The organism is Snodgrassella sp. CS2, assembly GCF_050310315.1.
Lineage (GTDB): Bacteria > Pseudomonadota > Gammaproteobacteria > Burkholderiales > Neisseriaceae > Snodgrassella > Snodgrassella alvi_E.
Window position 1 is genome coordinate 200,312 of record NZ_JBNPBA010000003.1, and the last position, 8,603, is coordinate 208,914.

The following is an 8,603-nucleotide window of genomic DNA, read 5'->3' on the forward strand; positions in this document are numbered from 1 at the left end:
ATCTGCCTAAAGGCTGATTTGAACAGAATATATACAACGCCCTTAGATTGGGAGAAGAAATATGAAATTTAGCATAAAAACCGAACTATTGCAGCCGCAAAACAACAGTTCCTTACTGATTATCGCCGCTGCCAACAATAATCGCAATAACACAGTTATCGATACTTTGCTGTCTCAATTAGACCAGCAAGAAAAAGATTTTCTTGCTACACATACACTTGAGCAGAATCAGCTACAAGCTGTAGCGGTTGCACGTATAGAAGAAGAGGATTATGCCAGCATACAAAAACTGGCAACATCTGTAGCATGCTGGGCCAAAGAACAAATTCGGATTGATGTGGATCTGAGTTTAGTTTCAAAAGTCATTGTGCAAAAATGGGTACAGGCATTTACTATCGCTGTAGGTGAGGCAGTTTATCGTTTTGACACTTTTAAAAAAGATGCTAAGCCAATCAAATTGGAGCAAGTACATTATTATACTACTCAAGAAGTAAATGAATACCTTATAAAAGCTGAAGCCATAGTTTACGGAATGAATATCTGTAAAGACCTTGGTAATGCACCCGGTAATGTATGTACTCCATCCTATCTGGCCTCTACAGCGGCTAGGATTGCTGAAAACGTAAGTGCCAGTGCCCGTATCATGTCTACTGCAGAACTTCAGGAAATGGGGATGAATGCGTTACTGGCTGTAGCTCAGGGCAGTACAGCAGGTGCCTACCTGATTGAACTGCAATATCATGGTGCTCCTGAATCGGATGAGAATCCAGTGGTATTGGTAGGTAAAGGTATTACCTTTGATTCGGGAGGAATTTCGCTTAAACCGGGCGCAGCTATGGATGAAATGAAATTTGATATGTGCGGCGCAGCTTCAGTTATCGGAGCGTTTGCAGCTGCAGCAAAACTTAAGCTGCCCTTAAACCTAGTTGCAGTTATTCCTACTTGTGAAAATATGCCATCGGGTAATGCTGTCAAGCCTGGTGATGTAGTAAAAGCCATGAATGGATTAAGCATCGAGGTGCTAAATACTGATGCAGAAGGCAGGCTGATTTTATGTGATGCGCTGACCTACGCGGAACGTTTCCAGCCTAAAGCTGTTATCGATCTCGCTACTTTGACAGGTGCATGTATTATTGCTCTGGGGCATGTAGCTCAGGGAGTACTAGGCAATAATCAACCACTAATAGAACAGTTGTTAGAAGCAGCCTACAATATTAACGATAAAACTTGGCAGTTGCCGTTATTCGATGAATATAAAGAACAGCTGAAATCCAATTTTGCGGATTTGCAAAATATAGGTGGCCGGCCCGCTGGTACGATTACTGCTGCGGCATTTCTTTCTTATTTTACAAAATCCTACCCATGGGCACATTTGGATATCGCTGGTACAGCATGGCATTCCGGCTCTAATAAAGGTGCAACAGGCCGACCCGTGCCACTGCTAGTGGAGTATCTGCTTCAACAAGTCTAAATGCGAGATGATATGGCCACTACCACTTTTTACACGCACCTCTCTGACATAGTTTCGTTCACCTGCCGGCTGACACAAAAAGTGTTTAAAAGCGGGCTAAGTGTATTAATTTGGCTGGAAGATGCAGGTAAAGTCAACGAACTTGATCATGCTTTGTGGTCATTTAACGCTACTAGTTTCCTACCACATGAAATCTGGCCTCACTCACAGCCTTTACCCGTAGAAGGACAATGGGTATTACTTTCTTATGGCAATGATTTACCTGCTATTAAAACTGATTGGGTAGTTATTAATCTGGCAGATGTTTATTGGTCTGAAGCACCACAAAGACCAGAGCGTGTATTAGAGCTGGTGGCTAATGATCTGGATGAAGTCGCAATGGCAAGACAAAGATTCCGTACTTATAAGGAAGCAGGATTCGTAATCGAACACCATGATATGCGTAAAGAAAAATAAATCGTCAAACTAAAATTAGCGGGTTTTTATTAACCCGCTAATTTTATATTTTTTATTTCAAAAGTTTGCTAACGACTTGCGATAAAGGCGTATCGGTTACTGGTTGCTGTATGATATTTTGCAAGGTACGGCTATCTAGAATACCAAACTCAGGACGCTTAGCTGCACACTTATAATCTGCGGTAGCGATGTGTTCTACCTTTACTTTACTATAGCGATCATCTATTTTGGCAGCTTCGATAAAAATGCGCTGAGCAAATTCTGCCCAGCTCATTTGCTGACTACCAGCAAAATGGAATATTCCACGTGGCGAACTCTTTAATTCAGCTAGGCGGATGATGGCTTCAGCTAAATCTCCGGCATAGGTTGGACAACCAATTTGGTCATCAACGACCCGGATAGTCGGTGCTTCCAAACCTTTTTGCAACATAATTTTAACAAAATTGTGACCATGTTCACTGTAAACCCAAGAAGTTCGGATGACTGCAGTTTCAACATGGGCATTTAAAGCAAGTAATTCACCTGCCAATTTACTGTGTCCGTAAATATTTGCTGGATTAGGAGCCATATTTTCAGTGAGCACCACATGATGATGTCCATCAAATACCTGCTCAGTGGACAAATGAATCAAACGTGCACCAATCGACTGTGCAGCCTGTGCTAGATTCAGAGTTCCGGTTGCATTTACTGCAAATGCTTTATCGCTATCTGTTTCAGCGGCATCGACTTTAGTATAACCGGCAGCATTGATGATCATATCCGGTTCAAATGTCTTAACCATATTGAGCACATTATGTGCATCTGTAATATTCAGTGTCTGAGAATCACTTGCTATCAATTCCCAGTTTTCAGGAAATCTTTCCCGCAAGCAACTTCCTACCTGACCTTTTGAACCCGTTAATAGAATACGCATAGCGAAGCCTTTATTATCAATGAGCAATGTAATAATTAATATTGTAATATCAATAATGCTGCATACATTATGTAGGATTAGTAAAATAAACTAACAATGAGAATATTGTTACACAACGAAATTTTATTTTCAGCTGTGTTTGATACATTAATTAAAGAATGTTTGATATAGGTAGATTTTTAACTGCTATAACAAACTACCTTTTAACCAAGAAGCACTCTGCTCATGGCGTATTGTCCAGCGACAATCATTACCCAGCAGTCTAAGATCGACTGATTGCCATTCAGATTCATTCAATGCCTCTTGATTTTCAGGAAGTTCGATTGCGTTTCTTGCGGATGAACCTAGAATCTTCGGCGCCTGATAATAAATAATTTCGTCTACTGCTTGGCTTGCCAGTAAAGCAGAATTCAAGGTCGCGCCCGTTTCCGCGAGAATCAAACCGATATTACGTTGAACCAGTATAGGCCAAAGTTCGGAAAGTTCTATTTGTCCGTGCTGGTTTGGAGGCATGGTTACAACGGAAACATGGGGATATGGTGCAAAAACGGCATGTTTAGCCTTGTCTCGGATTGTAGTCACAATTAGTGTTGGACTATTTGTATCCTGAATCACATGGAAAGCAGGAGTAATACGCAGCTGACTATCCAAAATAATACGCACTGGCTGGCGCAAGGTTGTAAACCTCCGCACATTCAGCAGTGGATCATCTGCAATAACGGTATTGATACCTGTTAAGACTGCACAGCTCTCAGCGCGCAATGTCTGAACATCATTACGAGCAGCATCACTTGTAATCCACTGGCTTTGCCCATTACTCAATGCAGTTTTACTATCAAGACTGGCTGCAATTTTTAGTCTGATATAAGGCTTGTTTCTTTCTTGTCTAGAAAGGAAACCTGGATTAAGCTCACGCGCCTGTAAGGTAAACAATCCGCTTTCAACATTCACACCAGCTTGTTCCAGCATCTTTATACCCTTGCCACTGACCTGTGGATTAGGGTCTAGCATGGCCACAACAACGCGCTTAATACCTGCTTCTATCAACGCCTGTGCACAGGGCCCCGTTCTACCTGTATGACTGCAAGGCTCTAGTGTGACATATGCAGTAGCATCGTGAGCCAATGATCCAGCCTGTTTCAAAGCATTAACCTCAGCATGAGCTAAACCAGTTTGCACATGGAAACCCTCACCTACTATCTGCTCACCACGAGCAATGACACATCCAACACGGGGATTGGGAGAAGTAGAAAACCGCCCTTGCCAGGCCAGATCAAGGGCGGTTTGCATAAATTTTCTATCCAGCTCGGAAAAGCTCATCATTAACTATTCTGTAAATTAATTGTTTTCAAAGTAGCGGCAAGAGCATCATCAGAAGCACTATCGCTGCTGGCACAAACTGTATACAGATTTCCATTTGCCACTAATGCAACACAGCTTTCATTTAATAAAGTGCCGTTCTGCTGATGGCTGAAGCGGTAATTCATGCGGTTTTCAGTAGCAATTCCCAGCTTAACTTTGCTTATGGCTGCATTGTTTTTCAAGCTGTCTGCTAAGTTTTTAAAATATTCGTCTGGTTTAATTTTCATTACGCCCAGATTATTTACCGCCAGTGTAATATTGCTGCCATCATCGTGCTGCAATAATGTCAGATTCTTTACCTGACTCTGATCAACCCAGTCTGAGGCACTATCCAAAACATCAGTAAAATCACCATCCAACACAATGCTAACTTTGCCATCGTTACTGCTTAATGTTTGAGTAGAGGTTGCATTAGTCTCAGAAGCTTCACTGGCACTACTTGCTGCCTGAGTGTCGCTGGCATCAATCGTTACAGAGGTATCTTTCTGTTTACAAGCAGATAAACTCAGCAAAGCAATTGCAACCAGCAACCATAAACGAGATTTCAACATGATAAATTCAAGCTTTCATGACAAGGCATAATAGTTACAAAGTATAACAAGATTTAGCTGCCATTGCAGCGAACAGAAAGAAACACTATGAGAATTTATACTTCTAATTTTTCTTTTTTAAACTAGCGATGAGCTGTGTGAATTCTGAAACATCATGAAAACTTTTATATACCGATGCAAAACGGACATACGCTACTTCATCCAGTTTTGCCAGTAAGCCCAGTACCATATCTCCAATCATATGGCTGGGCACTTCTTTAATACCCATATGGTAAAGATTGGTTTCAATCTCTGCTACTGCATTCTCAATACTTTCTCTATCCATTGGCCGTTTATGTAATGCCCTACTTATACTGGTATAAAGTTTAGCAGGATCAAACAGCACTTTTTCACCTGTCCGCTTGATAATCAAAGGCATGCGCATTTCCACCACTTCCAGTGTACTAAAGCGGCTATCACAGGCAAGACAGCGGCGACGGCGACGAATACTATTATTACCTTCACTCAGACGGGTATCTATTACCTGTGTATTATGATGTTGACAAAAGGGACATTTCATATAAATGCAAATTGATAAAAAAGGAATTGAACAACTATTGTGGCAGGCACTACCAAGGCTGGCAAGCTTCTTTATATACAGAGTTAGTACAATTCGAACATGAAACGCTAACTTATCCACCTGTACACAAATTTCAGCGCAAAACTGCGGGTAAAATCTGGGGATAACTATAATATACTATTGTTTTTTAGAGAATATTTTTAATTGATTAAAAAATAGGCAATTTATAAATACCTACCAATATTAAGTGTATACAACAATCAAGAACGATATATTCACTGAGCTAAAATCATCTACATCAACCTGTGAAAACATAATAAACATTGAAATTAAAATTCACAAATAAACAAAGATGTGGAATGATTGATTAAATTTTTGATTTATCTAAAACAAAAAGAAAAAGTACCATTAATATATTTTGTAGATATTACAAAATTAATAGATATAATAATTGTGATTACAAAAAAAGATTACTGTAAAAAAGCTACTCAGTTAAATATTTACGCATCAGCAGGCAATTCACCGTAACCTCTTTATTAAGCGGCAAAGCACATTCTCCCAAAGAAACATAGCCATTGATTTCATAAAACTTTACAGAATTAAGCGATGCATACAGCTTCAGCATCCCTAAACCTGCACGAATGGCAACATTTTCAGCACGCTGCAACAAAGCCGTTCCTAACCCCTGATTATGTACAAACGGATGGATATACAATGCATCCAATTGTGCCTCAACAAGATCCATTTGAAAAAAACCCTGTATATGGCCTTTATAATCAACTACCCATAAAGCTTTATTTGTATCAGCCAGAGTATGTAAATAACTTTCAATATTTAATAATGATAACCAAGCTTTCAACACGGTTTCATCATACTTGCGTGCGCAAGTATATTGCACTGCATAGCGATGCGCATTGTAGATGTCTTCACAATCCTCCGCCCGTGCCGGACGCAAATAAGTAATAATACTCATAACAATTCTTTAAATTAGGTCTGCACTACATAGATTTACTCATCAAATATTAAGATTTTATATCACACACACATAATTAAGCAAAACAACACCTTTCATTCATAATAAGCAGGTGATAGCATATAGATAAATATCATACAGCGACAGGTTATAACATCATGAATAAAAAAACTATTTATTTAGCTGGCGGTTGCTTTTGGGGTATGGAAGGCTATTTTAAAAGACTAAAAGGCGTGTTGCACACGGAAGCAGGTTATGCCAATGGACGTACTACTAATCCCAGTTACGAAGAAGTATGCAACCAAAATACCGGCCACGCCGAAACCATCAAACTTGAATACGATGCAGACATTCTGTCCTTAACAGATATTCTGCGACATTTTTTTCGAATCATTGACCCCACTACCCTAAACCGGCAGGCCCACGATGTAGGTACCCAGTACCGCAGTGGTATTTATTATGTTGATGCAGCTGATCGCAATATTATTCAGGCGGCCATCAAAGCTGAACAGGGTCGGTACACAGCACCAATTGTTGTGGAAAATCTGCCATTACAAAATTTTTTCCCGGCTGAAGAATATCATCAGGACTATCTGGATAAAAATCCACAGGGCTATTGCCATATTGATTTACAAAAAGCGCGTGAACCATTGCCCGAACTGCCTCAGCCAACTACTCCTACTCAAGCCTACAACCCTAATTCATTTCACAAACCCGATAATGCTGCTTTACATCAACAGTTAAGCGAAGAAGCCTATCAGGTAACACAGAATTCTGCTACCGAACGACCTTTTAGCCATCCCTATGATGAGCTGTTTGTTCCTGGTATTTACGTGGATATTGTAAGTGGAGAACCCTTATTCAGTTCGCGTGACAAATTCAATTCCGGCTGCGGCTGGCCCGCTTTTAGCCAGCCAATTCAATCAGAAGCCGTTAGTGAACATCATGATAACAGCCATGGTATGCAACGCACAGAGATACGTAGCCATCAGGCTGATTCGCATTTAGGACATGTATTCAATGATGGTCCGCAAGAACGGGGTGGTTTGCGCTACTGTATCAACGGCTCTAGCCTGCGCTTCATTCCATATGATGAAATGGAAGCAGCAGGCTATGGCGCTTATAAGGATATGGTCAAATAATATCTACCGTTTAGGCAGCACGGGTGCAATAGCCATGCTGCCTGATTAAAGATTTGAATATTACTGCTCATATCTAGAACCAAAGCAATATTTAACCGATATTATTTTGAAATTAAGAACCTACATCTCTCTATGCACTGATGCGGACAACAACGAATAATAAAAAATTACCTGAAAACGATCAAACAGGTATCATGTGAACTAACCAAACCTAAACCCATCAGGAACACCCCGTTATGCCATGGAATTTTCCGATATTGCTCACTTGGTTGCGTATCCTTATCATTCCTGTATTCACCCTCTTATTTTATTTGCCTACAGACTGGATCAGCGACCGTCAGATTATCAACTGGCTAGCGGCAGGCTTTTTTGCAGCCGCGGCCATTACTGACTGGTTTGATGGATATCTAGCACGCCGATGGGGGCAAACATCTAATTTTGGTGCTTTCCTTGACCCAGTTGCCGATAAACTAATGGTAGCTGTAGCCTTGATATTGCTAGTAGCAACCGGCCGCACATACGCTATATTTGCCATGATAATTATCGGGCGGGAAATCACCATTTCTGCTTTGCGTGAATGGATGGCCCAACTGGGTAAACGCAATAGTGTGGCAGTAGCCAAACTAGGCAAATTCAAAACCGCTGCTCAAATGGGTGCCATATTTATACTATTGATGACATCTCCCCCATTAGCAGAACCCAATCTGCTATGGAAAATTGGAAATATTCTGATGCTTGTGGCCTGCATTCTGACCATCTGGTCCATGCTGTATTATTTAAAAATGGCTACTAAAGAATTTAAATCTTAAAAAATCATAGTGAAAGCAAAAAAAAACAAGCAAGCTTCATTAATAGCCTTGACACAGATTTTTTCATCGATATAATGTTGCTTCTTCATTCAGTACGAATGAGCACCGCGGGAATAGCTCAGTTGGTAGAGCGCAACCTTGCCAAGGTTGAGGTCGCGAGTTCGAGACTCGTTTCCCGCTCCAAAAAAACATGCTCACATGTATAAAGTGAAATGCGGGAATAGCTCAGTTGGTAGAGCGCAACCTTGCCAAGGTTGAGGTCGCGAGTTCGAGACTCGTTTCCCGCTCCAAAAAACATGCTCACATGTATAAAGTGAAATGCGGGAATAGCTCAGTTGGTAGAGCGCAACCTTGCCAAGGTTGAGGT

At 40.8% G+C, this 8,603-nt stretch carries 8 protein-coding genes, 2 tRNA genes and 1 pseudogene; 6 read left to right on the forward strand and 5 right to left on the reverse strand.

Translation table 11 applies throughout. The features are described from left to right. The first annotated feature begins 61 nt into the window (after nucleotides 1–61). Together ACQP6D_RS06190 and ACQP6D_RS06195 are read left to right on the forward strand one after the other, a co-directional pair. Nucleotides 62–1,471: a leucyl aminopeptidase gene (locus ACQP6D_RS06190; RefSeq protein WP_427857699.1), complete on the forward strand. Its 1,410-nt coding sequence runs from the start codon at nucleotides 62–64 to the stop codon at nucleotides 1,469–1,471. Beyond that, nucleotides 1,472–1,927 carry a DNA polymerase III subunit chi gene (locus tag ACQP6D_RS06195; RefSeq protein ID WP_427857700.1) on the forward strand — a complete coding sequence of 152 codons (456 nt, stop codon included), beginning with the start codon at nucleotides 1,472–1,474 and terminating at the stop codon, nucleotides 1,925–1,927. Between the two features lie 52 nt (nucleotides 1,928–1,979). On the opposite strand, the gene rfbD is transcribed toward ACQP6D_RS06195, so the two are convergent. The 5 genes from rfbD to ACQP6D_RS06220 all read right to left on the reverse strand — a co-directional run bounded on the left by rfbD (nucleotide 1,980) and on the right by ACQP6D_RS06220 (nucleotide 6,285). Beyond that, nucleotides 1,980–2,840 carry a dTDP-4-dehydrorhamnose reductase gene (rfbD, locus tag ACQP6D_RS06200; RefSeq protein ID WP_427857701.1) on the reverse strand — a complete coding sequence of 287 codons (861 nt, stop codon included), beginning with the start codon at nucleotides 2,838–2,840 and terminating at the stop codon, nucleotides 1,980–1,982. A 186-nt stretch (nucleotides 2,841–3,026) separates the two neighbouring features. Beyond that, nucleotides 3,027–4,163: a bifunctional diaminohydroxyphosphoribosylaminopyrimidine deaminase/5-amino-6-(5-phosphoribosylamino)uracil reductase RibD gene (ribD, locus tag ACQP6D_RS06205; RefSeq protein WP_427857702.1), complete on the reverse strand. Its 1,137-nt coding sequence runs from the start codon at nucleotides 4,161–4,163 to the stop codon at nucleotides 3,027–3,029. Beyond that, nucleotides 4,163–4,753, reverse strand: a complete 591-nt coding sequence (locus ACQP6D_RS06210; protein WP_267391080.1) for a cytochrome C — start codon at nucleotides 4,751–4,753, stop codon at nucleotides 4,163–4,165. The genes ribD and ACQP6D_RS06210 overlap by 1 nt, the downstream gene beginning before the upstream one ends. A gap of 103 nt (nucleotides 4,754–4,856) precedes the next feature. Next, nucleotides 4,857–5,312 carry a transcriptional regulator NrdR gene (gene nrdR, locus ACQP6D_RS06215; protein WP_100141320.1) on the reverse strand — a complete coding sequence of 152 codons (456 nt, stop codon included), beginning with the start codon at nucleotides 5,310–5,312 and terminating at the stop codon, nucleotides 4,857–4,859. Between the two features lie 484 nt (nucleotides 5,313–5,796). Then, a complete protein-coding gene (locus ACQP6D_RS06220; protein WP_100141321.1) occupies nucleotides 5,797–6,285 on the reverse strand; it encodes a GNAT family N-acetyltransferase in 489 nt (162 codons plus the stop codon). A 155-nt stretch (nucleotides 6,286–6,440) separates the two neighbouring features. On the opposite strand from ACQP6D_RS06220, the pseudogene msrAB reads away from it, so the two are divergent. The 4 genes and pseudogenes from msrAB to ACQP6D_RS06240 form a co-directional block, all read left to right on the forward strand. Beyond that, nucleotides 6,441–7,427, forward strand: a pseudogene (msrAB, locus tag ACQP6D_RS06225) (bifunctional peptide-methionine (S)-S-oxide reductase MsrA/peptide-methionine (R)-S-oxide reductase MsrB); the annotation flags it as partial. Nucleotides 7,428–7,663: 236 nt separating this feature from the next. After that, nucleotides 7,664–8,236, forward strand: coding sequence for a CDP-diacylglycerol--glycerol-3-phosphate 3-phosphatidyltransferase (gene pgsA / locus ACQP6D_RS06230; protein ID WP_100141323.1), 573 nt, complete (start codon nucleotides 7,664–7,666; stop codon nucleotides 8,234–8,236). Between the two features lie 107 nt (nucleotides 8,237–8,343). Next, nucleotides 8,344–8,419: transfer RNA gene (locus ACQP6D_RS06235), tRNA-Gly, on the forward strand. A 31-nt stretch (nucleotides 8,420–8,450) separates the two neighbouring features. Next, nucleotides 8,451–8,526 (forward strand) — tRNA-Gly (locus ACQP6D_RS06240). The last annotated feature ends 77 nt before the right edge of the window (nucleotides 8,527–8,603 follow it).

Coding starts and splice junctions, on each gene's coding strand:
- ACQP6D_RS06195 (WP_427857700.1), top strand. CDS start 1,472: ATGCGAGATGATATGGCCACTACCACTTTTTACACGCACCTCTCTGAC.
- ACQP6D_RS06210 (WP_267391080.1), bottom strand. CDS start 4,753: ATGTTGAAATCTCGTTTATGGTTGCTGGTTGCAATTGCTTTGCTGAGT.
- ribD (WP_427857702.1), bottom strand. CDS start 4,163: ATGATGAGCTTTTCCGAGCTGGATAGAAAATTTATGCAAACCGCCCTT.
- nrdR (WP_100141320.1), bottom strand. CDS start 5,312: ATGAAATGTCCCTTTTGTCAACATCATAATACACAGGTAATAGATACC.
- pgsA (WP_100141323.1), top strand. CDS start 7,664: ATGCCATGGAATTTTCCGATATTGCTCACTTGGTTGCGTATCCTTATC.
- ACQP6D_RS06220 (WP_100141321.1), bottom strand. CDS start 6,285: ATGAGTATTATTACTTATTTGCGTCCGGCACGGGCGGAGGATTGTGAA.
- ACQP6D_RS06190 (WP_427857699.1), top strand. CDS start 62: ATGAAATTTAGCATAAAAACCGAACTATTGCAGCCGCAAAACAACAGT.
- rfbD (WP_427857701.1), bottom strand. CDS start 2,840: ATGCGTATTCTATTAACGGGTTCAAAAGGTCAGGTAGGAAGTTGCTTG.